The 26568-nt window shown below is 48.1% G+C and carries 18 protein-coding genes; 10 read left to right on the top strand and 8 right to left on the bottom strand.

The window, feature by feature from the left end; translation table 11 throughout:
• Positions 1 to 180 precede the first annotated feature (180 nt).
• Positions 181 to 444 (top strand): hypothetical protein, encoded by a 264-nt coding sequence (locus tag ACW73I_RS11395; protein ID WP_458029462.1) that lies wholly within the window; start codon positions 181 to 183, stop codon positions 442 to 444.
• 656 nt (positions 445 to 1100) lie between these two features.
• Here ACW73I_RS11395 and ACW73I_RS11390 read toward each other — a convergent pair.
• Positions 1101 to 1493 carry a type II toxin-antitoxin system death-on-curing family toxin gene (locus tag ACW73I_RS11390; RefSeq protein WP_458029461.1) on the bottom strand — a complete coding sequence of 131 codons (393 nt, stop codon included), beginning with the start codon at positions 1491 to 1493 and terminating at the stop codon, positions 1101 to 1103.
• Positions 1490 to 1714, bottom strand: a complete 225-nt coding sequence (locus ACW73I_RS11385; protein WP_458029460.1) for an AbrB/MazE/SpoVT family DNA-binding domain-containing protein — start codon at positions 1712 to 1714, stop codon at positions 1490 to 1492. The genes ACW73I_RS11390 and ACW73I_RS11385 overlap by 4 nt, the downstream gene beginning before the upstream one ends.
• A 159-nt stretch (positions 1715 to 1873) precedes the next feature.
• Here ACW73I_RS11385 and murI point away from each other — a divergent pair, with 159 nt between their 5' ends.
• Positions 1874 to 2698, top strand: coding sequence for a glutamate racemase (gene murI, locus ACW73I_RS11380; protein WP_458029459.1), 825 nt, complete (start codon positions 1874 to 1876; stop codon positions 2696 to 2698).
• Positions 2699 to 2857: 159 nt separating this feature from the next.
• Here the strand turns inward: murI and ACW73I_RS11375 are convergent, their stop codons facing one another.
• From ACW73I_RS11375 to ACW73I_RS11355, 5 genes are all read right to left on the bottom strand, one after another.
• Positions 2858 to 3247 carry a hypothetical protein gene (locus ACW73I_RS11375; protein WP_458029458.1) on the bottom strand — a complete coding sequence of 130 codons (390 nt, stop codon included), beginning with the start codon at positions 3245 to 3247 and terminating at the stop codon, positions 2858 to 2860.
• A 42-nt stretch (positions 3248 to 3289) separates the two neighbouring features.
• On the bottom strand, positions 3290 to 4024 hold the full coding sequence (locus ACW73I_RS11370; protein WP_458029456.1) for a hypothetical protein: 735 nt from the start codon (positions 4022 to 4024) through the stop codon (positions 3290 to 3292).
• A gap of 101 nt (positions 4025 to 4125) precedes the next feature.
• On the bottom strand, positions 4126 to 4338 hold the full coding sequence (locus ACW73I_RS11365; protein WP_458029455.1) for a hypothetical protein: 213 nt from the start codon (positions 4336 to 4338) through the stop codon (positions 4126 to 4128).
• A gap of 430 nt (positions 4339 to 4768) precedes the next feature.
• The gene (locus tag ACW73I_RS11360) at positions 4769 to 8671 is read right to left on the bottom strand and encodes a hypothetical protein (RefSeq protein ID WP_458029454.1); all 3903 of its coding nucleotides are present in this window, start codon (positions 8669 to 8671) and stop codon (positions 4769 to 4771) included.
• On the bottom strand, positions 8668 to 8991 hold the full coding sequence (locus ACW73I_RS11355) for a transposase (protein ID WP_458029453.1): 324 nt from the start codon (positions 8989 to 8991) through the stop codon (positions 8668 to 8670). Before ACW73I_RS11355 ends, ACW73I_RS11360 begins: the two co-directional genes overlap by 4 nt.
• A 686-nt stretch (positions 8992 to 9677) precedes the next feature.
• Here ACW73I_RS11355 and ACW73I_RS11350 point away from each other — a divergent pair.
• The 4 genes from ACW73I_RS11350 (at position 9678) to ACW73I_RS11335 (ending at position 19328) form a co-directional block, all read left to right on the top strand.
• Entirely contained in the window at positions 9678 to 11132 is a 1455-nt protein-coding gene (locus ACW73I_RS11350; protein WP_458029452.1) for a TIR domain-containing protein, read from the top strand.
• A gap of 11 nt (positions 11133 to 11143) precedes the next feature.
• The gene (locus ACW73I_RS11345) at positions 11144 to 15751 is read left to right on the top strand and encodes an nSTAND1 domain-containing NTPase (RefSeq protein ID WP_458029451.1); all 4608 of its coding nucleotides are present in this window, start codon (positions 11144 to 11146) and stop codon (positions 15749 to 15751) included.
• A 118-nt stretch (positions 15752 to 15869) separates the two neighbouring features.
• Positions 15870 to 17002, top strand: a protein-coding gene (locus ACW73I_RS11340) for an IS3 family transposase (RefSeq protein ID WP_458029450.1) whose coding sequence is annotated in 2 segments (ribosomal slippage) — positions 15870 to 16122 and positions 16122 to 17002 — 1134 coding nt in all. Because the reading frame shifts where the segments join, the coding sequence is not laid out codon by codon here.
• A gap of 118 nt (positions 17003 to 17120) precedes the next feature.
• Positions 17121 to 19328, top strand: coding sequence for a sodium-translocating pyrophosphatase (locus ACW73I_RS11335; RefSeq protein ID WP_458029449.1), 2208 nt, complete (start codon positions 17121 to 17123; stop codon positions 19326 to 19328).
• A 590-nt stretch (positions 19329 to 19918) separates the two neighbouring features.
• On the opposite strand, the gene ACW73I_RS11330 is transcribed toward ACW73I_RS11335, so the two are convergent.
• Entirely contained in the window at positions 19919 to 20239 is a 321-nt protein-coding gene (locus tag ACW73I_RS11330; protein WP_458029448.1) for a hypothetical protein, read from the bottom strand.
• Between the two features lie 179 nt (positions 20240 to 20418).
• On the opposite strand from ACW73I_RS11330, the gene ACW73I_RS11325 reads away from it, so the two are divergent.
• The 4 genes from ACW73I_RS11325 (at position 20419) to ACW73I_RS11310 (ending at position 26548) form a co-directional block, all read left to right on the top strand.
• Positions 20419 to 22026 carry an FAD-binding oxidoreductase gene (locus ACW73I_RS11325; protein ID WP_458029447.1) on the top strand — a complete coding sequence of 536 codons (1608 nt, stop codon included), beginning with the start codon at positions 20419 to 20421 and terminating at the stop codon, positions 22024 to 22026.
• 685 nt (positions 22027 to 22711) lie between these two features.
• On the top strand, positions 22712 to 24289 hold the full coding sequence (locus tag ACW73I_RS11320; protein WP_458029446.1) for a GMC oxidoreductase: 1578 nt from the start codon (positions 22712 to 22714) through the stop codon (positions 24287 to 24289).
• A gap of 293 nt (positions 24290 to 24582) precedes the next feature.
• Positions 24583 to 25464 (top strand): ThiF family adenylyltransferase, encoded by an 882-nt coding sequence (locus ACW73I_RS11315; protein ID WP_458029444.1) that lies wholly within the window; start codon positions 24583 to 24585, stop codon positions 25462 to 25464.
• A gap of 16 nt (positions 25465 to 25480) precedes the next feature.
• The gene (locus ACW73I_RS11310; protein ID WP_458029443.1) at positions 25481 to 26548 is read left to right on the top strand and encodes a hypothetical protein; all 1068 of its coding nucleotides are present in this window, start codon (positions 25481 to 25483) and stop codon (positions 26546 to 26548) included.
• Positions 26549 to 26568: the final 20 nt, after the last annotated feature.

Here is a 26568-nt window from a genome sequence, read left to right as displayed (position 1 = left end):
TGTTAAATGCTAATCAACGTCGGTTCTCCGACAAGGGACTTTCACCTTATAAGTTCACGCCCATGCTGGGCGTACACAATCGCATACACTCGGACAGCAAAAAGCGCCGCTCGTTCCTCGCTCTGCTTTTTGCTGCCGGTGATGCGTGGCGTTAAGCTTCAAATAGGGAACAGAAATTAAATGACATACGATGTAATAGCTCTTGCATGCGAAAAGCTTAGTTATAGGGATAAACTACGCCTTGCTCAATTGTTGATACAGGCGGCAAGAAAAGAAGAAGAGAATGCAAACCCGCAAAATCGATCAGAATCAGAAATTACTACAAAGAGTTCCAAAATCATTAAAACACAGGCGTTTGACGAAATTGACACCATCGGATACGTTCTTGAAAGGCTTTTGAAATTGAGACCAAGCAAGAAAAAGACGTTAGCCCATTCAATTTAAGTCAATGTTTCAATTTCAGGGCGGAATTTCGGAGGCGGATATCGACGCAATTATCCATGAACTTGAAAAACGTAAGCATATAAACATTGAGCAAAATAGCGTCAGTTATTTATAATCGAATTCACCTTGGCCATCGAGACAAGTTATCCTTGCCGTCATTATTCAGCTAAAATCACTGGTTTGTTTATAAGGCGTTTGAAAATAAGGAGAGCCAGTTGAATACTCATTGCCTTTAAGCTCTTCAATCCGGAAACCGACACAACTACACAAGGGGAAACCGTTGAGGAAGCATTGACCAATTTGCGTGAGGCAACCGAGCTTTATCTTGAAGAATTTCCTCTTATCGTCGCGGGACGCCCTTTGCCGACCTCATTTCAAATACCGGAACATGCCTAAATTGCCGGTTGTATCGGGAGCAGCGGTTGTAAGGGCTTTGCAGCGGTGGGATTCGTGGCTGCGCGGCAGCGTGGTAGCCCTATCGTGATGCGGCGCGGTTCCTCTGGTTGCGTCATGCCAAAGCACGCGAACTAAAAACTGGCACATTGAGAGGAGTTCTGAAACAAGCTGGCATTTCCGTCGATGAATTCGTCGAGGCGCTACATGCTTAACCATGCGCTCCAGCCGACTCCGCTAACGCTACGCCCCTTACCTTGGCGTTAGGCATTTGAAATGGAGCATTTTAAGAACCAATCAGATAGGCTTTCTTCGGCTAAATTACCGGCAGCTAGCTCCTCGATAATAACAACCGCTTCAGGTTCAGACGCATTGAAGGAATATCCATTTATCTCTAAAAACATTGCAGCAATAGTTAAGGCAATTCGTTTATTGCCATCTATGAAAGGGTGATTATTGGCTAATCCGTAGCAATATGAAGCAGCGAGATCAAAAATTGAAGGATTATCGGCATATTCAAATCGTTGTCGCGGCCGGTTCAACGCAGATTCAAGAAGGGCGGCATCCCGTATGCCAAGTGCACCACCATGTTCTTCCAAAAGCAACTGGTGAACGGATGTCACAACTTCAGGCAAAATCCAAAAGGGCTCCTTCATTTCGCCAGCTGATGGAGGGCGTTTCGGTATTTTTTCATTACCTTTTCGGCAGCCTCCATCTGGGTCTCAAAATCCTGCTGATAAGGGGTAAGTATGAGTCCCTCAGGTCCGTCTACCAAATACAAAACATCGCCTTTTTCAGCCTTGAGTTTTGTAAGCGCTTCTTTTGGCAGTACAATTCCCATAGAGTTGCCGATAGGGGTTACTTTAACTTTAAGCATTGCGGCGCACCTCAAGAGGTTATAACCAATGTTAGTACGCAGTATAGTCATGCCTAACAAGCGCGTCAACACGGACTGCCAAAAGCTGTACCGCTCGTACCTTCCTATGCAGCTTTTGGCATCCGGTTACACTTATCGTTAGGCCTCGCAACCCGAACAATGCACAGTTTCGCTGCTGAATCTGCCCCGATCGGCGTACTCGACTCCGGTGTCGGCGGCCTATCCATCCTGCGCGCCTTGCGCGCGAAGATGCCCGAAGAGTCATTCATCTACGTTTCGGACGGCGCCAATGCACCCTATGGCGATAAGTCCACTGAATTTGTCCTCGAACGGGCGAAAGAGGTGGCTGCCTTCTTGTTGCAAAAGCAGGCAAAGGCGATGGTCCTGGCCTGCAATACCGCCAGCGTCATTTCTGCTCAAGCGCTCCGGTCTCTCCACTCTCTACCTATCGTTGCGATGGAGCCTGCAATTAAGCCTGCCGCCGCTATAACCAAGGCAAAGATAGTGCTCGTGCTGGCCACGACCAACACGATACGAAGCGAATCCGTCGCGCGCCTCTGCGAAGCCTACGCCAGAGGTGTTCGCGTCATCTTGCAGCCTTGCCCGGGCCTTGCCGATCTGGTGGAGATCGGTCGGCTAGATCATGATGCAACCCATGCGATGCTGGAGAAGTACATACGGCCGGGCCTCGTTGCGGGAGCAGATACCATTGTGCTGGGCTGCACGCATTACGCGTTTCTCGCAGACTCGATTGCACGAATAGCGGGGCCGGCCGTCACCATCATTGAGCCTTCTGAGGCTATTGCTCGACAGCTACATCGCATACTCCCCGCAGCGGTCAGCAGCCTGTCCAAGCCGACTGCGACCACCTTCTATTCGACGGGCTCGTTAGAAGGCCTCTCCGCCTTCCTCGCCGCCGCCGGCGAACCTCATGCACAAGTGTGCCGACTTCCTACCTGCCAGCGTGACATAAGCACCGGTTAAGAGCGAGCCCGCAGCGGGCTTAGCTCAGAAACACGGATAACACCAAAGCCGCTTATGAAACTCGCGGCGTTGGCTGATCCGGAATATTGGGCTGACCAGGCGCTGCTGCGAACGCCTGATTGATGCGGGAACAATCAGCATGGCAAACACCAATTTCACCTATACGCGCGGTTTGGATGATATACGGAAGGGAAAATCCTTGCGGTTCACAAACTTATTAACGTCACAGCGAAACAATTTGCGCAGGCACATTCCATGACAGAGATCGTTTGCGTCCAGAATGGTTACAACTTGGCGCATCGCGCCGACGATGCGTTTGTCGATGACCCGGCCGCCATGGGCATCACGTTTGTTCCGTTCTTTCCGTTGCGCGGAGCCGCGCCGCTTCAGTCCGCAGCGTTGGAGAAGGCGGCGCGCACGTTGGGAGCTACGCCCGTGCAGGTTACGCTTGTGTGGATGCTGTGCGGCATGGTTCGCATCGTAGAAATGATGCGCCCAGAAACGACGTTGCCGGAGACTACCTGCCTGCCGACGGCCATCAAAGCCCATGGGCCGGAACCGCCTATTTTTACGTTAGCCTGTGTCTGGCGATTATTGCCACAACGAAAAACTCGCCAACGACGTCGACCATTGCAAATCGCATTTTTCGGGGATGTCATCTTTTATATCGGTCAGCAAGACTCTATTACCGTTGTCGATACAAAAAATGTCCTTATGCAAGGCGTTTTCCGAAAACTTCCATTCAGCGTCTAGCGAGCCTTTTGCCGTTGTCGAAGGCATACCGGCCCAAATATCGACCACATTAAATTTTTCCGGAACGTGAAACACGATTCGCCGAGTTATCGTTTCATTGGGTTTCAGAGATGTGTCTCCGAATAGGCGGCCGCTGGCAACGGTATCGGTCGTGTCCGGATTATGGGGTTTAGAGATCGATGCGTATTTTTCGGCCATTTTATTTCCTTCCGCACTTTTAAGCGCTAAATTTGCCGAGCCGTCAAAGTCATTGCTATTGGCTTCTTCAAACTTATTTCCCCAGGCAATCCAAGCGCTCGGCAATAAATATATTTCCCGTGCACTTGGATTAGTTGCCGTTGCCACCATTTCAACGGCAATCAAACCTGCATGCTCATTAATCATATTTTTGGCAGGCGGTATTAATTTTTTGAATTGCAGATTCATGGTGATGTTTACCGGCGCAGAGTTAGGTTTCGTGATTTCTTGGTAGATAAATGTGTAAATACCCCATATAGCGGCAATCACAATACCGATTATCTCCACCCATGCCTTTACATTTTCTGATAACGTTTTTTCCGTTGGTAATGACATCTTTTAGTCTCCCGGCAGAGCTGCTTATCAATGGCCAACAACAATCCGGCCTCCTTGCGTCGGAGCGTGGGCCTTGTCTTTAAGCGTTCGAGTGAACTAACTCACTTCTTTTCTTTAGGCTGCTTTTTGTCGGGTTGCTTTTCGTTTTCTTTTTCTTTTTTTACATCCCCTTTATTATCCTTAGATTTTTCTTCGCTTTCATTTCTGTTAGGACTTCCTATATCGGAATTTAGGTTGTCGTTACCGGCATAAGACGGCCCGGTTAAAATCAAAACCGCAAACGATATCATCAAAGCTTTGCTCGTATTTCTCATTAGCCCCCCAAATATCAAAAAGGTATCTCTTCCGTTTAATAATTGTCCGTCTAACCACGTTTAAATTACTTGCAGTCTAAGATAATCAATATCAGGCTGAATAAGCCTTACGCCCTGCATCTAAATTATTTTTTCCCGACCCAATAACGGCGGCTCGCACTACCGCTTGACATGATGCGCAAGAACGCGGTCAGCTCCTGTTGTGATTTTGATAACCGTCCCAATTGAAAATGGCCGTAGCGGTCAATTGGAATTGGCTATCGCACATATAAAATAGCTTGAAAGGCCGCTTGTCAACCAATTCGTAGCGCAGCGTCAGAACCAACAACAACTCGGCGATCGCCTTTCAGGACATGATCCAATTCCAAATAAACGTTATAAACGTCGATTGCGTCCGCATCGGCACGAATAATCGCAGTTGTTATCAAACTCAGGCCGTCACCAGGGCTTTTGCTTCGTTCAACGCTTGTACGAACAAACTTTCAACGAAAACGGCCGGTTGCCGTACATCCAGTTCGAATGAGCCGCCGGCGTCTTTGGATAACACGCTCATATCGACTTCGGCTTGAAACAACTGGCCCCGTTCAATTGCTTTCAGACTGCCGGATAGCCGCACTTGGCGGATATCGATCAAATCGCCCGCATGCGATGCGGCCAGCTTGGCCAAACCCAACATCGCCGTCGAACCCTGTTTTGCTGCTTCCAAAGCCGCTTTCGCCGATTCGAATGCAATCGCGGAACTGCCGTGTTTGACGATATCGAGATTCCGTTTCGCGGCTTCCAGCGCTAAATAAACGGCCGACGTGCCGATCGACGCCAAGGTTTTTTCGGCTGCCGTCAATGCGGCGCTACCTGTGGTTTGCACCGCATTTAGACTCTGTTCGGCGGCTCGCCAAGTGGTATATTCCGAGCCTTGTTTGACCAATGCCAGGGATTGTTTCGCGGCTTCCAGCGCGCCGTATTCGACGCCGATCCGAGTCAGCTCCAGGGACTTTTTCGCGGCTTCCAATGCGCCGTATTGTCCGCCGTAGCGCACGGCTTCCAGGGTTTTCTTGGCGCTTTCGAATGCTGCGTATTTACCGCCTTGCTGCACCGCCTTCAACACGCCTTCCGCCGCTGTTAATCCGGCGTAGGTGGTGCCGTAAGCGGTACCCAATGCCGCGATTTTCGAACTCAAATACGGCGCTTTATAAGCCTTGTTCCAGGGTAAATGTTTGAGCTCGTTTTTCGCTGCGTTCAATTCGGACAATATGCTATTCACTTGGCGTTTAGCGCCTTGAACTTTCTTACTGGCGTCGTTGAAAGCGCCTTCGTAGGCCCGTTGCGCATTACCGACATCGTTTTGCGCCTTTTTCATCGCATTGCTGTAAGCGGTTTGCGCTTGCGACACCGCATTTTGGGCACTGCGCATGGCTTGATCGTAATCGGTTTGCGCTTTGGTCAATGCATTCCGTGCCTGAGTCAATGCGCGCTCGTAACCGCCCTTGGCGACTTCGACCCGCTTTTTCGCATTATTCAGGCTCTGATTGTATTGGTCTTGTTCGTCTTTGACGGCCTCCCGGCATTTTTGCAAATAGGCATCGGCATCGGACCGGGCCTTGGTCAAAGCCGCTTCGGCCTTGCCGAATTCGTTTTCGTAGGCCTGTTGCGCCTTGCTGACGTTGGCCTGGGCCGTGCCGATATCGGTTTGGGCTTGATCGATCGCGATTTGCAGTTTATTCGACAAATCGTTTTTCAGGTAGGCCGTCAACTTGGAATCGAATTCGGAGCTCAGCATGAAATCCAAAGCCGCCGGATTGTCTAAAGAGCCGCTACTCTTGCCGGCTATCGTGTAATTGATTATTCCCATGAAGCTCTGATCGAAGTCGAATTCGATGCCGCGATTGGAAATGTCGACGTAGGCGCCGATATTGGAGGACAAAAATTCGATTTCGCCGTCTATCAATATCGATTGCCTGGCGGCGGTCAATTCCAGGTCCAGCCGCGCATCGCCGCCCTTCTCGCCGTGGATTTTCAACGGGCCGATCGCCATCCGGTCCAGATGGCCTTTGATGACGGCGCCTTCGTCCGAAACGCGGGCATAAGCCGCGATCTGCTTATTGAATAAAATCAGGTCGCCGGCAAAACTGAACCCCGGCTCGTAGCTTATCGTGCCTATGCTGCCGCCGGTCGGCGCACAATAGAGTTTCAGCTGTTTCAATTCGAAGAAGTTCGGCACATCTTGACCGGGAATGCTGATATTGGCGACACCTTCGACAAATTTAACCAGATTGGCCGGACTTAGCTCATCCAGTTCGCCGTATAAGATTTCTTCGGAAGGTACTTCGGAAATCTTAACCGCCATTTGCGCGACGACGTCGCCTAGCTGTAAACCGCCGGCGAAGCCGAAGGCGGACGGAATGCCCGTCGCGACGAATTGCTGGTAGATGATGCCCAATTCCAACGCCAGATTCGGGCCGATTCTTAAACCCTTGGCGCCGAAAGGGTCTTCCCAATAGCCTTTCATCGTGCCGGAACCGGCGGCTTCCATCATGCCCAGTTCCAATTTCAGATCGAAATGCAAGGGCTGGTCCTGCTTGGGCACGCGAACCGCACAGCCAAACACCATGTCCAGGGCCGGGCTGGGCAAAATATCGATCCCTAGCCGGAACGGATCGCAGATCACCGACGGCCCCAGATGCAAACCCGAATTCGGCACGGCAATCGAAATATTGACGACCTTGCCGAAATAGGCGGCCAATTCCAGACCGATATGTTTGCTGCCGGTGATATCGAAAAGGGCCGGAATTTCCTGCAATACCCCCATCAATTGCATCCCTTTACGCACCCGGAACGCAAAATCCGGATCTTCGGTGGCCGCATCGTTAGTCGAATAAATGAATGCGACTTTGGAAAATTGTAAGGTATCGACGAAAGTGCCTTTGGCCTGGGGCACGATACTGCTCAATCCGAACGATGCGGCATCCAGCTCGCCGTATAGTACGGCGCTGTATGCGCCGTTTTGTTTTTCGTAGGCCAGTTTGGCTTTGACGTCCATGCCCTCGATATGGGTGTCGCCCGAAATCGCCAGCTCGGTCGGTCTTTTGCTTTGCTGGCTAAACAGCGAAAATTGCAGCCGGGCATCGTTGATGACGACCGGTCCGATCGTCAGATCCTGCAACTCGCCGGAAAATGCGATACCTTGAGCGGACAGTTGCGCGGTCGCCTTGGCCTTGGTATCGAACAGCGAAAAGTCACCGGATAAGCCCACGCCCCTGCCTATTTTTTTGCCGGCCACCGTACAGTCGGCGGTGGCGAGCGAGAAAGTCACGTCGGTAAATTTCGCGTCGTAATCGGGTAGCGCCAATTTGCCCGGCGCGACAGCCGCAAACAGCTTGGACAGTTCTTTTAAATCGAAGCCGGAAACTTCGGTGGCCAGCCCGATGTAGGTTTGATTGATGACACCGGCAAAGCCGTATTCTCGCGACTTGGTGTTCAGCTTGGCGCTTAACGCGAAATTGCTGGTTTGGCCGGCGCCGAACCGAACGCTCAAATCCGACAGCGATAGATTATCCAAGCCGAATAACCCATCGAGTTGCGCCAGCGTTGCCTGGCCGCGCAGCGTTTTATCGGCATAATCGACGTTGCAAGCGAATACCGCGTCGCCGTCGGCCAAACCGCTGACAATCAAATCGCCGGCCAATTGCGGGGTAATCGTCCAATTGTTTTTCTTTTTCGGCTCTATGGTCAGTTTCAATTGCAAGCCGTTTAAGGCCATGCCGTCGATCAAATTCAGATGGAAAACCGCGGCGCTGGTCAATGTGAGTTCGGTAACCGCAATCTTGTCGCCGATATTCTGTCCTTCCAGGTCGATTTCAGCGCCGAACAACACGCCGCCGCTCAGATTCAAATAGCGTGCAAACGCTTGCATCGGTTGTTGGTCCATGCGCAGCACGCCGCTGAAAATCATGGAATTGCCGGTCGGTTTCTGCTTGACGATGATTTTGACGTCGTCGAAGACGAAAAGGCTTTGATCCTCGCAAACGAAATTTTGCAGTATCTGGCCCAGCGTAAACCCATTCTTGGCAATATCGATCACGCTGTTGCGCACCTCGTCGCCGAGCACAGCCGTCGAAGCTTTAAGACCGGTTTCGCCGAAGGCATCTACATCTGCGACAAAAGCGCCGCTGCCCTTTACCGGCTCAATGACGCCTTGTCCTTCGGCCGACTCGATCACAGTGGCAGGCGTCGTCGGTGATATTGGAATAAACTCATGATTGACCACCAAGCTGGGCTGTACATTATCGAATTGCAAACTGTGGTTACGGCCCGTCGATTTTTTCTTGGTTTTCATGCTATTTCTCCAGTATTGTAAAAAGCCAAATAATCAATCACAGTCCATTTTGCGGCTTCTTGGGTTTTGAATTTTTCGTAGTTGGGCTGCTCGTGTTCCAAACCGCGAAAAAAACATTCGCTTGGGGAACTATCCCAGCAATTGCCTTTTCGGCACATACTCTGCCCCATCTTCATCACGGCCAAATGTTGGCGATATTCCCGACTTGCATATTGGCTGGATCGGTCCGAATGGTGCAACAGGCTTGGCGGAGGCATACACCGCCAGAAGACCATTTGCAAGGTGTTGACACAAAGCGACGTACACGTGTGATCATCCATAAGTAGACATATGTAGCCATCCGGCCTCTCGACCTCCAATATCTAACGTGTACTATACTGTACATGCGAATACCCGTACCGATTTCTTTAATTCCATATGTTGGAGGCATTATGAACAACTCAAAGAAGCTAAGGACTATTTTCTCGGTGCATGCAGGGGTCTTGCTGATTGGATTAACCACTAATGTCCTCGCTGAAGAGAACGTCGATATTGGAAAAAATAGAAGCCAAAAATAATGACGGTGTATTCCATATGACTTGGTGTATCAGATCGTAGACGGGTGCGGAGCAGTCAAAGCTCATGGGTCGCGTGATATGCCAGTTTAGGGCGCAACCTTTAACTACCAAATTTGCTTATATTTTGAACAAAATTCATCATATATCCGTGAATCATTCGTTCGAAGCCAAATCTTAGCGTTTTTTGCGAAATATTTTTTCATCTTATTTTGTTTAAAGCATTCACAACAATTTTCATCCATTGGATAACTTTGTAACCCTCATGTAACCAGCACTCGCTCGCAAATAGATTGCTGATAAGACTGCGAAAGATAACGGAGGTGTATGTCACAGATATAAAACCATTTATACAAAACCTGCCAAGGACGACTGATCTTCCATAGCTATTGAAAGAGGTTTGCACAAATCAATCTTCTGAAACATCGTCAATCATTCGAGGTCGATCTAACATGTACGTTCCAGATTACAAATACGACGTCTTCGTCAGTTATGCCCACGTAGATGATATCGCGTTTCCTGATCCTTCCAGAGAAGGGTGGGTCACAACCTTCGTAAAGTGCTTGAAGTTACGCCTTGCTCAAGGATTGGGCACGAGCGACGCTTATTCGCTCTGGATGGATCACGAATTGGAAAGTGGGCAATACGTCTCTGAGCAGCTAATTAATAACGTGCGCAATTCGGCGACGTTAGTCATCATTCTATCGCCTGGATATGTGGCTTCGAATTGGTGTCTGCGCGAACGTGATACATTCCTTAAGCTTATTCGGGAATGCTCAGAACGCCCAGTTTTCATTGTCGAGCGGGACTTGATTGACGACAGAGAGCGTCCGAAAGAATTAACCGACCGAAAAGTTTTTCGTTTTTGGACTCAAGAGCGCGAAGGCAAAGCACCGCGTATTCTTGGCTGGCCATACCCAGCTTCCGACCAAGAGTATTACAACCGTATCGATGACCTCAGCCGAGATATTGTTAATGAGCTAAAGCGCCTCAAATCCACTACGTTTAATACCGCTGACAAAACAGAAGTTCATCAGAAGCAAGCCATTGCCGAACCGAGTATGCAACACGCGCCAACTGTCTTTCTCGCCCAAGTTACGGATGACCTTGATTTCCAGCGGAACAACATAAAGCGTTATCTCGATCAAGCTGGTATACAGGTTCTTCCAGATACTTGGTATTCGCAGGAACCGAACGCTTTTCGTGCCTCTGCCGAACGCGACCTTACAAATAGCCACCTATTTGTACAGCTCATCAGCGGAACGGCAGGCAAGAAACCAATCGACTTACCTCAAGGCTATCCGAAATTTCAGATGGAACTTGCGCTTGCTGCTGATAAGCCGATTTTGCAATGGCGAAGCCCAACATTAGATATAGATTCTATAGAAGATATTGATCATCGGGCACTATTAGGAAGCACTACCGTCCGCGCGGAAGGATTGGAAGATTTTAAATTGGAAATACTGAAGCGCCTGACAGAACACCCTAAACCCACACCGACGAAAAAGAATATCTTTGTTTTTGTTGACATGGAATCGACTGATCGTCCGTTTGCGGAGCAAATATGCGACATTCTCGATCGCTATGGTGCTGAGTACGTGTTACCAGTCCAAAGCGATAATCCTGCAGACAACCGGCGTGATTTGGAACAAAACCTTACAGAATGTGATGCACTGATCGTGATTTACGGCGGGGCAACCAATACTTGGGTTCGGGGACAATTGCGGGAAGCACATAAAGCCGTGGCGATGAGGCGACAGCCGCTGCGCGCTTTAGCCGTTGTCGAGGGACCACCGGAACAAAAAGCCCCTATCGATATGAAGATTCAAGACATGAAAATACTCGACTATCGGATGGGCATCAATGAGAACAAGGTTCGCCAATTCCTGGATAGCCTTGTAGTGTAATAGGAGACGTCATGACCGACCTTCAACCATACCCCGGTTTACGTCCATTCGAGAGTGATGAGGCAGACATTTTTTTCGGACGCGAAGCGCAAACCGATGAGCTGCTAAGTCGACTCGATAAAACTCGCTTTCTGGCAATTGTCGGCGCTTCAGGTTGCGGTAAATCTTCTTTGGTACGCGCCGGCATGATCCCCGCGTTGGAAACGGGCTTTATGGCCGCTGCCGGCTCTCGGTGGCAATTCGTACAAATGCGGCCAGGTAGCCATCCCATTCGCCGCTTAGCCGAGGCTTTGGCAAATCAAGCAGACCTTTTAGCAGAGGATGAGGAAAAAACAACGGCCCTGGGCTTTCTGAATGCCACGTTAAGGCGCGGCCCATTGGGTCTAGTTGAAGCCTTAACCTACTCCCCGCTTCCTGAACAGACCAATCTTTTGGTTCTAGTCGATCAATTCGAGGAAATCTTTCGTTTTCGACGGGAAGGCGACCGGGACGAAGCCGATGCTTTCGTCGCGATGCTTATCCAAAGTTCGCAGCAGCGTGACGTACCGATCTATGTCGCCATTACTATGCGCTCTGATTTTATCGGAGACTGCGCGTTATTTAATGGCCTGCCCGAGGTACTCAATCAAAGTCAATATTTAACGCCCAGGCTAACACGTGAACAGCAACAAATGGCTATCGTTGGCCCGGCCCGTGTATTTGGTGGGGACGTAGAACCCGAGCTAGTCAACGCACTGCTTAACGAAATGGGTACAGACCCCGACCAACTACCTCTGTTGCAACATCTATTGATGCGAATCTGGACCTGCGCTCGATTGGAAGAAGCATCAGATGAGACAGGATGCCTTTTGACTATGCGGGCCTGTGAAGCCGTCGGCGGTCTAAAACATGCTTTATCCAATCACTTAGACGAAGCCTACGGCAAGTTGAGCGACAGACAAAAACGCATCGCCGAAATGCTGTTTCGGAGATTGTCGGAACGTGGGACCGATCAGCGGGATATACGCCGACCGACCAGCGCATCCGAAATTGTGGCGCTTGCCGACGCCAGCTTGGAGGAACTGGTTGGCATAGTCGATATATTTCGCGCGCCCACTCGAAGCTTTTTGGTTCCTCGTTATCCTGAGACAATTTATCCGAATACCGTGCTGGATATCACCCACGAAAGCCTGATACGGCAGTGGGATCGATTACGTGGCTGGGCTGAAGCCGAGGCACAGTCGACGGAGACCTATCATCTGCTTGAGCAAGCTGCGCATCGTTGGAAAGAGGGACTTAGCGGCCTTTGGCGCACACCTGATTTGGACACTGCCTTGGCTTGGAAAGAACGAGAACGGCCATCGGCTGCCTGGGCTAAACGTTATGGCGGCAATTTCGACTTGGCAATGCAATTTCTTGACGCCAGCGAGCTGGAACGTAAAGCAGAAGAAACCAGAGCCGAGGCCCGACGACTAAAGGAGATACGTAAGTTACAGCGTTCTAGGACGGCTTGGGCAATAGTGTGTATCTTTCTGTTAATTGGTGGGCTTGTCATTTGGGATATAAAGTACAGAGAACATGTCAACTACTACAATACATTTATCAAGCGGTGGGGGGTTCCCCAAGGAATTGGTGGGCTTAGTCCAGATCAAGTAAGGCATAGGGCTGCATCATTTGAATTTACTTCGTTAACTGGAAAAGTTATACGGGTAAAAGCCGTTGATAGCCGCGGAGAATGCACCCCTAATAATAATGTTGGTACTTATCTTAATTTAAACCCTGATCCAAGCCCTTTGCGCGAATGCGCCTGGGAATTCCTGCGCGATCGGAACGGAAATGTAGTTTATGAGAAGGCCTACAACAAACACGATAAACTGGTTTGGGGGTTTGCATATACGCCGCCTGAAAAAGAAAAAAAGAAACGTAGCGCCTATTTCATTGGACCAGATGGCTTCCCCCAACCCCGAAAGAATGCTTCGGCCGAAATCGTACAAATCGAATATTCGGATGCCGGAGAAGAAATTACTAGCCGATTTTGGGATCGCAGACACAAACGCCAACCCGGCCAAGACATGGCGTTTGGCCTTAGACTCGAATATTACGACAACGGCCAGGTCCACCGCATGTTATCGCTCGATGCCGACGATCAGTTAATGAATGATAATGCGGGAAACGCGATTGCAGAATATGAATATGACAGTTTGGGCAATGCTACACGGGTTCGCGGATTTGATAAAGACGGAAACCCAATCTTGGTTAAAGAGGGATGGCACGAGGCGCGTTTCGAATATGACCAGAATGGTAACCGTACTGCGGTTGCTTTGTACAACACAAGTGGCGGCGCAGCTCGTAACAATCAACGCTGTCATAAAATGACATACCACTATGACCAAGCGGGCAACGTTATCGAGATGGCCTGTTTCGACGGTCGACAACAACCGACGCTAGACGAAAATGGTTGCCAATCGACCACTTTCACTTACGACGTAAAAGGCAACCAGACTGAGGCCGCTTGTTTCGATTATGTAAATCGTAAACCGGCAAGCTTTGGTAACGGCTTTCATAAAGCTAAAATGCGCTATGACGATCGGGGCAATGCAATCGAATGGCGCTATTTCGACACCGAAAGTAAGCCAACTTTTGTGAATAACGGACACTATATAACAACTCAGGCTTATGACGAATCGGGGCATTTAACGAACGCAGCCTTTTTTGATGCGCAAGGAGAGCCTATGTATATCGTAGGCGGATATCATAAGGTAGCGTATGAGTACGATGATCGCGGCAATGAGACTTTATATGCCTATTACGATATCAATGGTTCTCCTACAGTCCATGATGGTGGCTATCATAAGATAGCGTTGACTTATGACGAACGTGGAAACGTCATTGAACGCCGGTTTTTCGATATCAAGGGTAAAGAGACATTATATGAAGACGGATACCATTTAGAAAAATCCCATTACAACGATCGTGGCCAAATGACTGAGCACGCTTTCTACGATATACACTACGATCCGGTGCTTGCGAACAATGGTTACCATTGGGAGAAACTAAATCGCGACGAGCGTGGTAACGTAACCGAAAGTACATTTTTGGACACCGACGGAAAACCTGTATTACATAACGATGGCTATTACAAGCAATTATCGTCCTTTGACGAACGTGACCAGGAAATTGAAAAAGCATTTTTCGATGCGAAAAATGCGGCTGTTCTATTGAAAGATGGATACCACCGGCAAACGTTGAGATACGACGATCGAGGCAATGTAATTGAAACTGCTTACTTTGGGCTCGACGGAAAACCGGTGAATATTACCAGCGGTTATCATAAAGCTAGCAGTCAGTACGATGACGCAGGAAACCTTATCGAACAAGCTTATTTTTCGACTAATGGTAATCCGGCAAAACACAGTGATGGCTATGCAACAGTTCGTAAATATTATCAAGACGCTGGGCGGACTGTCGAAGAGCACTATCTTGACGCCTTAGGTAAGCCCACAAATACCTATAACGGCTGTTTTATCGGGCGAGGGCATAGAGATATAAAAGGGCGCTACGTTGAAGGAGCCTGTTTTGACGCAGAGGGCCAGCCGATGCGAAGTAATGGTGGATTTGCGAAGTTCACGAAAACCTACGATAACCTAGGTAACGAGACAGAAACAGCCTATTTCGGAGAGAATGGAGAATTAGTCTTGGGAAAAGAAGGCTATGCAATTTTACGCCAAGCTTTTGACAAGCATAGCCGGGTCATAGAACAGTCTTATTACGGTGAAGACGGTGAGCCCCTTCTCCAACCTTTGGGTTATGCGAGATTTAAAAAAACCTACGATAACCTCGGTAACGAAACAGAAACCGCCTATTATGATGCCAAGGATCAATTAGTCATTGGACCCTACGGCTTTGCCAAAGCTAAAAATGTGTATCATGCCGATGGCCGCATAGAAAACATTCAGATTGGACCCGACGGCAAAGCCATTTTCAACCCGTTGGTCGGTTATGCGATCAGAAAAATGAATTCTCGTCAAACTGGCGATACCATAAATTCGTATCATGGCCCAGACGGCGAGCTTATCATGGGCCCTGAAGGTTATGCCGAAGGGCGTGTTCATTGGGGTGAAGATAGCAATCCGTTGTCTTTAGCATGGTTTGGCCCTGAGTCTGTTCCGATCGTTGGTCCCATCGGGTGTCATCGTATCGAGCGTATACCGAACGCTGAATCAGACACACCCAAATGCTTTGACGTTCAAAACCGCGAAATGGCCGAGCGAGAGCCCCCTATTTCTGTTATTTTTATTGCCGAGATCACCGACATCAACCAACCTGCCGCTAAAGCCGGCTTGCAAGCTGGTGACGTACTCTGGAAATACGGGAACTGGACTTTCCTTAAAGCTTTGGCCGATGAACTCGCGAGCGGAACCGAACCCGATGCAACCATAAAATCCGTCGTGAACGCATTCTTAGCCGAACGTGACCGGGTCGGCTCTCAATCTATGCCCATGACCGTCATCCGTTATGGCCAGCCAACCACATTAACCATCCCACCTTTGCCTGAGAAGAGCTTCGGCATGCAACTTAAGGATCTAGCGGTTCCCATTTCCACATTCGAAAAATGGAAAGCTGCGACAGCAAAAAAGTAAATGAGAATACTCACCTGACAACTTCCATACAGAGGTGGCGCCGAAAAATTGAACAACCGGTTAAGTGAAAAACCTGCGACTTTTGAACGTCCGAAAGGACAAAGAAATGGAGCAGAAGATGTCCAAAAGACCGAGAAGAAAACATTCAGCCGCCTTCAAAGCCAAGGTAGCCCTAGCCGCGTTAGCGGGTGACAAAACCCTGGCTCAGTTAAGTCAAGAATGCGAAGTCCATCAGAACCAAATTGTCGACTGGAAGAAGCAACTAAGCGAACGGGCGATTGAGGTGTTTGGGAAGCCGACGGAGCCCTCCTCGCCGCCGGTCGATCTGCAAGCATTGCATGCCAAAATCGGCCAATTGACATTGGAAAACGATTTTTTAAAAGGCGCGCTCAGCAAGGCGGGATTGTTGAGCGCAAAGCGATGATAGACCGTCAATCTAAGCTATCGATTGGGCGACAAGCGCAGTTATTGGGTATGAGTCGAGGTAGTGTTTACTACTTGCCTAAACCGGTTTCTGAGCGGGATCTCGACATCATGAAACGGTTGGACATATTGCACTTGAAACATCCCTTCATGGGTGCCCGCATGTTACGCGACGAGTTGCATGCTCAAGGCATCAAGATTGGCCGCAAGCATGTGAAAACCTTGATGACACGGATGGGCATTGAAGCGATTTATTGCAAGCCCAATACCAGCCAGAAAACGCTAGGACACGAAGTGTATCCGTATTTGCTGCGCGGCATGACCATCAACCGATCCAATCAGGTATGGGCCTTAGATACGACCTATATTCCGATGGCAAAAGGCTTTGCTTATCTGACCGCCGTGGTCGATTGGGCCAGCCGTAAAGTCTTGGCCGCCAAGGTGGCCATTACGCTGGAAGCCTGCCATGCCGTGGATGTGCTGGAGCAGGCATTCAGGCAATACGGAGCGCCCGAGATCGTCAATACTGATCAAGGCAGCCAATTCACCGCCAAGGCCTTTGTTGAGACCGTGAAAAACCGGGGGTATCAGCTCAGTATGGACGGGCGCGGTGCCTGGCAGGATAATGTGTTTGTCGAGCGTTTGTGGCGTTCGGTCAAATACGAACGGGTTTATCTCCATGCTTACGATTCCGTCAGCCAAGCACGTGCATCGATCATGGATTACTTTGATTGGTATAACCACAAACGGCACCATTCGAGTTTGAACCGACAAACGCCTCAACAGGCGTATACCGACTTACTGCCAAGGGTTAAACAGGCAGCCTAACCAACGGCAGGGATTTCACTTTAATTTCTGGAATTACTGTTCAATCGATTGGGGCCACTTCTATCCTCTATACTGACTAGGCTTTTAAACGTTTGAGGCAATCAGTTTTTAAACCCATATGACAAACAATATTTTCTTGATAGTGCCTTTTTCGGCAGTTTTAGGCCTTAGTTTCGCGGTGTATTTTTTCAAGCAAATGATGCGCGCGGACGAAGGCACCGACACGATGAAAAACATCGCGCAGTATGTACGCGAAGGCGCAATGTCCTATTTGAAGCAGCAATACAAGGTGGTTTTGATGGTTTTTGTCGTGCTGTCCGCGCTGTTCGCCGCCATGGCCTATTTCGGCTTGCAAAACATCTGGGTGCCGTTTGCCTTCCTGACCGGCGGTTTTTTTTCCGGACTGGCCGGTTACTTCGGCATGAAGACCGCTACTTACGCATCCGCGCGCACGACTCACGCCGCGTCCGAATCCTTGAACAAAGCCCTGCAAATCGCGTTTCGCTCGGGCGCCGTGATGGGTTTGGTCGTGGTGGGGCTGGCGCTGGTCGACATCTCGGCCTGGTATTCCATTCTGAATTATTTCGTCGACACCGCCGAACCGGGCCATAAGTTGGTCGTTATCACGACGACGATGCTGACCTTCGGCATGGGTGCCTCCACTCAGGCCCTGTTCGCCAGGGTCGGCGGCGGGATTTACACCAAAGCCGCCGACGTCGGCGCCGATTTGGTCGGCAAAATCGAGGCCGGCATTCCGGAAGACGATCCGCGCAATCCGGCGACCATCGCCGACAACGTCGGCGACAATGTCGGCGACGTGGCCGGCATGGGCGCGGACTTGTACGAGTCTTATTGCGGCTCGATCCTGGCCACGGCGGCCTTGGGTGCTTCGGCTTTTACCTCTGATCCCGCCATGCAATTAAAAGCCGTGTTCGCGCCCATGCTGATCGCGGCCGTCGGCGTTTTTCTGTCCATATTCGGGATTTTCCTGGTCAGAACCAACGGCGATACCGGCATGCAACAACTGCTGCGGGCGCTAAATCGCGGCATCCATACCAGCTCGCTGTTGATCGGCCTGACGGTGTTTGCCTTGCTGCAATATCTTGATTTGCATCACTGGCTGGGAATTTCGTCCGCCGTGGTCTGCGGCTTGATCGCCGGCCTGATCATCGGCCAAGGCGCCGAGTATTACACCTCTCACGCCTACCGTCCCACCCAAAAAATTGCCGAAAGCGCGGCAACCGGGCCGGCCACCGTGATCATCGCCGGTCTGGGTACCGGCATGATTTCGACCGCGCTCCCGGTGTTGACCATAGGCCTGGCGATTATCATGTCTTTTCTGTGCGCGATCGAGTTTGACGTACAACACATGCTGACGGCCGAAAATCTGAGCCTGGGTTTATACGGCATAGGCATAGCCGCGGTGGGTATGTTATCGACGCTCGGCATCACGCTGGCCACCGACGCCTACGGCCCTATCGCCGACAACGCCGGCGGCAACGCGGAGATGAGCGGTTTGGCGCCGGAGGTGCGCAAGCTCACCGACGCGCTGGATGCGCTGGGCAATACCACGGCGGCGACCGGCAAAGGTTTTGCTATCGGTTCCGCCGCGCTGACGGCGTTGGTGTTGCTGGCTTCTTATATCGAAGAAATCAAGATCGGCCTATTGCGTATAGGCCAATCCACGCTGACCTTGGCCAACGGCGACCTGATAGAAACCCGCAATGCCAGTCTGTTGGACTTCATGAATTATTACCAGGTCACGCTGATAAACCCCAAAGTGCTGATCGGCATGTTTATCGGTTCGATGATGGCCTTCGTGTTCTGCGGCCTTACGATGAACGCGGTGGGCCGGGCCGCGCAGAAAATGGTGGAGGAAGTCCGGCGCCAATTCCGCGAGATCAAGGGGATACTGGAAGGAAGCGGTAAACCCGAATATGCGCGTTGCGTCGAGATTTCGACCAAGAGCGCTCAAAAAGAAATGCTGCTGCCGTCGCTTTTGGCCTTGGTCGCCCCTATCCTCACCGGCATGGTGTTCGGGGTCGCCGGCATCATGGGTTTGCTGGCCGGCGGATTGTCCGCGGGATTCATCCTGGCTGTGTTCATGGCCAACACCGGCGGCGCCTGGGACAACGCCAAAAAATACGTCGAAGAGGGCCACTTGGGCGGCAAAGGTTCGGTGATGCATAAGGCTTGCGTCGTCGGCGATACCGTCGGCGATCCGTTCAAAGACACCTCCGGCCCGTCGCTGAATATTCTGATCAAGCTGATGAGCATGGTCTCCATCGTGATGGCCGGCCTGACCGCGGCATGGAGCTTGTTTTGACCAAATTGATTCGCGTTTCTTTGAAATTACCTGTTCCGATTCGCTGCCCGGCTCATTTCGTCAGGATCAGCATCCGTTTTTCGCGATTGCCTGATCCAACGCGCAGCTATTCGCTATAGCGTAATCGAAGAAATGAATGCCTTAACATCGTCTCTTAAACAGCGCCCCTGACCGGAAAAAACCTGCTGTTTCTAATCAGCTATATTTAACCTGACTTTAATCGCAGCTTAAGTAGATATTAAGGCGTCGTGAATACCATCATTCGCAACCGAATACTTTATGGGACAATTATGATCAACTCGACTACTGTGGCGAATCAAAATATCGGCAAAAGTACTTATGTCACAATTGACGGTATCGTGAAACATTGCATAACCGCCCCTTTGCTCGAGCTGCCGATTGATTTTAAGGAATGGTATAAACCTGCCGGTATTGATGCTACCAAATTCACGAAGCCTAAGAACAACGGTCCGAAAATATCGTTAAAGTACATTTTGTCGTCCGAGTTCGACAGCATATCTGACTGCGGTTAGCGGCAGATAATGGTGTCCAGGACACATCCGTCAAAATTCGCATCGCGGGCCGATGTTCTATTTCGCCAACTGGAAAAGAAATCGCACTTGGCTGGACGAAGCCAGTCCATAACTACCGATCAAAGCGTTCGGGTTTCCAATCTGAATCCATTGCAAGACCCCGAATCGTCCATCTGAGCATATTTTCGAAACGATTTGTTGACCCTCCTTTATTAAAGTTTGTTTTTCTCTCGCAATTTGCATTTCGCGGCGACTTTCCGCCGTGTTCCATTCCATCAGGCGCAATGAGCTTAGGGTCTGATCATCCCGTTTCTCACGGTTAGCGACGCTTTCGTATTCGTAGGCGGATTTGGTTCCGGACTGGCTAGGACTGTGCATAGGCGCGCATACAGGCCGTTAGCGTCAATTGACAGGCTAGGATCGGTCAGTCTCGGCTCCGTTGCGTTGCCTACTCATTGATCGCCGAAGCGCTTAGTTGCTACTAACATCAGCCTCAGTTCAGTACAACTGGAGTGATTGGCTATACTTAATGTCAGTAATAAACTTTAAGGAAAAAAATGTCACTCTTGCAACTTGATCAAGCTCTTCTGGAATGGCGTAACGCATTAGGAGATCACGCGGTTATTACCCATCAACACATTTTAGATGTCACAAAGATTAGCTGCATATCTGTAACCCGGAATATCCCAGCCGTAGTAATTCCGAAGGATGTCAAAGCAGTTCAAGACGTTGTCGAAATCGCCCGGAAATATCACGTTAGACTTTACCCTTTCAGTACGGGACACAACTGGGGTTATGGTTCAAAAAATCCGGCTCAAGACCATTGTGTTTTGGTCGACTTGTCTCATATGAAGAAAATTCTCGATTTTGATGCTGAGACAGGATTACTGACTATTGAACCCGGTGTTACCCAGCGGCAACTGGACTCATTTTTAAAAACACATCATTATCCGTATTTGATCCCCGTCACCGGTGCCGGTCCAGATTGTAGTCTGGTTGGTAATGCCTTGGAACGCGGCTTCGGTATTACTCCTTATACCGATCATTTCGGTGCCGTCATGGACTTGGAAGCCGTTCTCCCAAATGGAACCATTTACCGCTCGATGCTGAATAATTTAGGCGGCCCAGCGGTTAATTCAGCTTTTAAATGGGGTATCGGCCCCTATATTGACGGAATATTCTCGCAAAGCAACTTCGGCATCGTGACAAAAATGACTATCGCACTTGCCGCTAGACCGGAACGAGTTGAAGCATTCTTTTTTAGTGTAAAAAAAGCTGACAGTTTGGAGTTGGCGGTAGAAAAAGTGCGTCAAGTACTGAAAGAACTTGGGGGTACGACAGGATCGATTAACTTAATGAACAAACATCGAGTCCTATCTATGTCGGAGCCTTATCCTAAAGATCAATTAGATAATGAGGGTTTGATTCCGCATGACCTTATACTCAAAATGACTAAACGAAACCAAGTCATGGAATGGACAGGGGTAGGAGCCATTTACGGCAACGGAAAAGTCGTTGCTGCAACCCGTGGAGAAATTCGAAAAATATTGCGCCCCGTCGCCAAACGCCTAGTATTTTTGACCCCCGGTCAAGTTAAATTTGCACACAAAGCCAGCCGGACCCTTCCGTTAATTCGCGATTTAAACTTAGTAAAGATTTTAACTACGCTTAACAAAACCATGCAATTAATTGCCGGTGAGCCTAGTGAGATCGCGCTACCTCTGGCCTATTGGCGATCAGGCACTCGACCAGCTGAAGGTTCAACAATGAATCCGGCGCAAGACGGCTGCGGATTGATTTGGTATTCCCCTCTATTACCTATGAAACCTAGCCTTACCCGCCAATATGTGGAGATGGTTACAGAAATCTGTATCAAACACCGGATCGAACCTTTAATTACGCTAACTAGTATTTCGGACCGTTGCTGGAATAGTACGATACCGATCTTATACGATAAACAAAACCCCGAAGAAGTTGCTAGAGCCCAAAAGTGTTATGACGAACTATTGGAGACCGGGCGAAAACACGGCTACGTGCCTTATCGGTTAGGCATTCAGTCTATGGACTTACCCAACAAAGAACATGCCGTGCCTGATATTTTAATAAAAATCAAACACGCGATTGATCCAAACAATATTATTGCACCTGGTCGGTATGGATTATGATCGTTAAAAAATCAGCAATTATTTAGGTCGACCCTTAGAATCGAACAATCGGTTGATTGAAAAACCTACTAGTTTTACTCGATCATAAGCGACCGATAATTGAAGCATAACGTAACTAAAACCCAAGAAAAAAACATTTTGTAACCTGGGAAAAGTGATTGACAGAACGAGCGACTAGAACTAGACCGTAAATCCAAACTTTCGATCAGTCTGAAACCTGAGATGTTAGGAATCAGTCGCGGCATCGTCTGTTATTTATCCAAGCCTGTTTATAAATTTGATCTAGACTTCATATGGCGCCAGGATAAACTACACTGGAGTATCCGTTTATGGATACCCTCATATTAGGGGGACCAAATGAACGACTAAAAAATCAAAGTTGGTTGCAAACATGTGAAAACTCTGACGCAGGAAATATGTATCGAAGCGAAATTATTTGTACGTGCAATACCAGCGAAAAGCAGTCCAGGCATAATTCCAGCTTGAATCGATGAACGCCTGGTCGAGCTAATCTTGGCTTGCTGTCCTCGATTAGTTAAAAAGGCAGCAAAACCAAAAGTAGGGATTTCTTAACCCGCGAGTACTGTTCAACACTTGAGAACCGCTTCGGATTATTTTATTTTTAAAAGCAGAATAACATCTGAAACGGTCACTTTTTTTGATGATCCAATTAAAGAGGATGTTTATGTCCAATGAAATAACACTTCGTACAAATCCAGCTATCATAACCAATGAGCTTGATTCGGAAATCATTGTGATTGGGACCGGCATGGGTGCTGGGGCTGCGGGCTATCACCTCGCTAAAGCCGGATATGATGTATTATTCCTGGAAAAAGGACTCTCAAGCCAAGATTGGGATCCACAATTAGCAGGCCATTACACTGAAGTATTTTTCGGAGGTAAAAGCAATAATGAAAAAGATAATTTACTCCAAAAAAGTGCTCGTGGAACCTTTAAACTAAACGGCAACATCCCAGTTATTGGCAGCGGACAAGGTGGCTCATCTGCAATTTATGGGGCTGGGTTATTACGGTTTATTCCTAGCGATTTTGAATCATGGCCTTTCTCTTATCAAGACTTATTAGATTATTACAACCTCTGTGATAGATTGTTTGTGCCTATGGGAACGCAAGATCCGTTAGGTGATCATCGGACCCTTGCCCCCCCCCCAGAATTGTCAGATTCAGGAAAGGAGACCTTTAGTTATCTGACTGATAAACAATTGCACCCCTATCGACCACCAATAGCATACAAAAACGTCGATAGCTGCCAGGAATGCGTTGGTTTTTTTTGCCAAAACAATTGTAAGCAAACGGCTGGCAATGTTTTCATAACTCCCTCCGTTGAAAATTACGGTGCAAAAGTTCGCTACCAAACAAAAGTGCAAACATTACTCATGGAAAATGGTCGTTGCGTAGGCGTACATTGCAATACACCAGCCGGTCCGATTCAACTTAAAGCTCGATACATCTTTATCGGAGCGGGAGCTCTGATTACACCTACAATTTTGATGAATTCAAAAAGCGATAACTTCCCACAAGGCATTGGAAATAATAACGATCTAGTTGGTCGCTATTTAATGCGCCATTTAATCGACTTTTTTTATATAAAAACAAAATCGAAAGATCTTGTCGGCAGGGCTATCACTGAACTTTCTTTATCTGATTACTATTGTGATAAAAAAAATAGGTGGGGAATAATAAATATAGTAGGGGGATTAATGTCTCCCCAACTCGTTGCGCAAGTTTTTGCTGAACAGCACTTTCATACTTTCCCTTTAATTGGTAAATTAATAAAGCCTTTTATCAAAGCTGGCTTTTCGTTTCTAACGGCTGGCCGCATCCTCGCAACAACGATCATGGAAGATGAAGCGTCCTTTGAAAACCGAGTGTTGCCAAACTCAACGATTGACGACGTAAAAATAAAATATCACATTAGCCTTCGTGATAAACAGCGCCTTAGAGCATTTCGCAAAGAATTGAAAGGAAAGCTTAAAGACTTATCACCTAATTTAATAAAAGTTGCCGATGAGAACATGATGATATCCCATGCATGTGGGACCTGCCGGATGGGTAATAATCCAAAAACGTCAGTTGTCGATCCCCACGGTCGAATCCATGCTACAGAAAATATATATATCGTGGATGCTTCCATTTTCCCAACTAGTGGCGCAGCCAACCCGTCATTAACGGTAGCTGCTTGTGGATTGAAAATTGCTGACGAATTCCACAAAAAATTGAGTAGCGAGAATGCCAGCGTATAATTATATCATTATAAACCAGCCTCCAACTTAATATTGAATTTTTACCCAATTACACTATTGCTCAGTTAACCAACTGTGTATCCGCATCTTGAAATAAAACTTAAGATGCAATAAAAAACAGTGTTAATATATTCAACAATCTAAATGCTTGACTCAAAAACCCGTCTTGAAAGCTGATATCTTAAGTTTATCTAAGAACATAGACACATCAGGACTGAACGAATCATCTTAACGGGACAGCAATGATTCTATTAAATTAAATAGTTACCAGTCTTCTCTAAAAGAGTATGAATATGAATGGCGTGTTTGATTACAAAACGGCTTTTTCACGAAACATTGGTTGGATTACAGAGGATGAACTAATCCAGCTAAAAAGCCGAAAAGTAGCTATAGCCGGTTTGGGCGGAGTTGGCGGTAGCCACTTATTAACCTTGACTCGATTAGGCATTGGTTCATTTCATATCGCCGATTTTGACAAATTTGAATTAGCCAATTTCAACCGCCAAGTCGGAGCAGTAGTATCAAGCTTAGGGCGCGAGAAAACGGAGGTGCTTGCAGAGATGGCAACAAACGTTAACCCGACGCTCAACGTAAAAACCTTTGCTGAGGGTGTGTCAAAAGAAAATATCGACGAGTTTTTCTACGGAGTTGATGTTTACGTCGATGCATTGGATTTTTTTTCGTTCGAAGCCCGTGAAATGGTTTTCGCCTATTGCGCTAAAAAAAAGATTCCGGCAATCACTGCTGCTCCGCTAGGCATGGGAGTTGCGTTATTGAACTTTTTACCTGGGAAAATGACTTTCGAACAGTATTTCCAATTAAATGGGAAAGCTGAATTCGAAAAAATCCTCCATTTTCTTACAGGATTAGCGCCCGCGATGTTACAACGTGGTTATCTCGTCGACCAAAACGCAGTCGATTTACTAAATCACAAGGGCCCATCTACGCCCATGGCTTGTGAGCTATGTGCTGGTGTCGCGGCGACGCAAGTGCTAAAAATATTGCTTAAGAGGGGAAAGGTATTAGCCGCACCTTGGGGATTACATTTCGATGCTTATGAAAATAAGTTCGCTAAAACGTGGCGGCCGACCGGCAATAAAAATCCTATTCAACGACTAACCATAGCCCTAGCCAAGCGACAGTTTTCTCACGTCATAAAAGCAAATAACATATAGATGCCTGAACGCTGAAATGGATAGACAAACTATTGAACAAATTTTAAATACCGCAATTAGAGCGCCGTCGGGAGATAACGTACAACCTTGGCGATTTGAGATTACAAATAATTGCACTCAAGTTAAACTCTATAATTTGCCCGAGCGCGACAATTCCTACTACAACTATCGACAAGCAGCCTCGTATATCTCCCACGGCGCTCTAATTGAAAATCTCATAATTGCTTCAAAACATTACGGTTATAAGAGCTCTATTGATTTGTTTCCAGATGAGAGCAATCCCGATTTTGTTGCGCGAATTATTTTTCACTCAGATGACGTTGAAATCGACCCGCTTTACGATGCGATTTTCAACCGTACCACCAACCGATTTCATTACCAAAATCATCAAGTATCAGGCGAGGAACTTCAATCTATTATCGATTCAATCTCGAAAATCAAAGGAATCAATGCCTATTTTATTCATGAACCAAGAATCATCAAGAAACTAGCTATTGCCTTAATCCCAAATGACCGATTGGTCTTTGAGCGACGAGACATACATCGTTTTTTATTTAGTCAAATCCGTTGGAATCAAAAGGAGATAGACGAAAGCAAGGACGGCATGCCAATTGATACTTTAGGTTTAAATGGACTCGAAAAAGCATTTTTCCCGATGTTGAGGTTCTGGTGGTTTGTAAATTTTGCAAATTTCTTTGGCTTATCACGCGCTATAGGCCTTAAGAGTTGGTACAATTGTCAAAACGCTGGTGTGATTGGCCAAATTACATCCTTAAAAACCGACAGGGTTGATTTTGTTCAGGCAGGCAGAACCCTGCAGCGCATTTGGCTTGAGTCTACTTTACAGGGATTTGCGTTTCAACCGATTATCGGCTTGCAATTACTCTTTTATCGAGCGAGTATAGATGCTCTAACAGAGTTATCTCCAAAACATCAGAAAATGGTTACCGGAGCTGAAAAACTTCTGCGCAAACTTTTCGGCATACAAAATAACGAATATCTTATCGTCGGGTTCAGAATTGGCAAAGCGGACACACTGCGGACAAAAACATTAAGAAAACCACCCATAACAAGCCCTGAATAAAGATTTAGTACATCCTCACC

This window comes from Methylomonas sp. MgM2, from assembly GCF_054172045.1.
The sequence above is the reverse complement of the archived record's forward strand: the minus strand, read 5'-3'. Positions and strand labels throughout refer to the sequence as shown.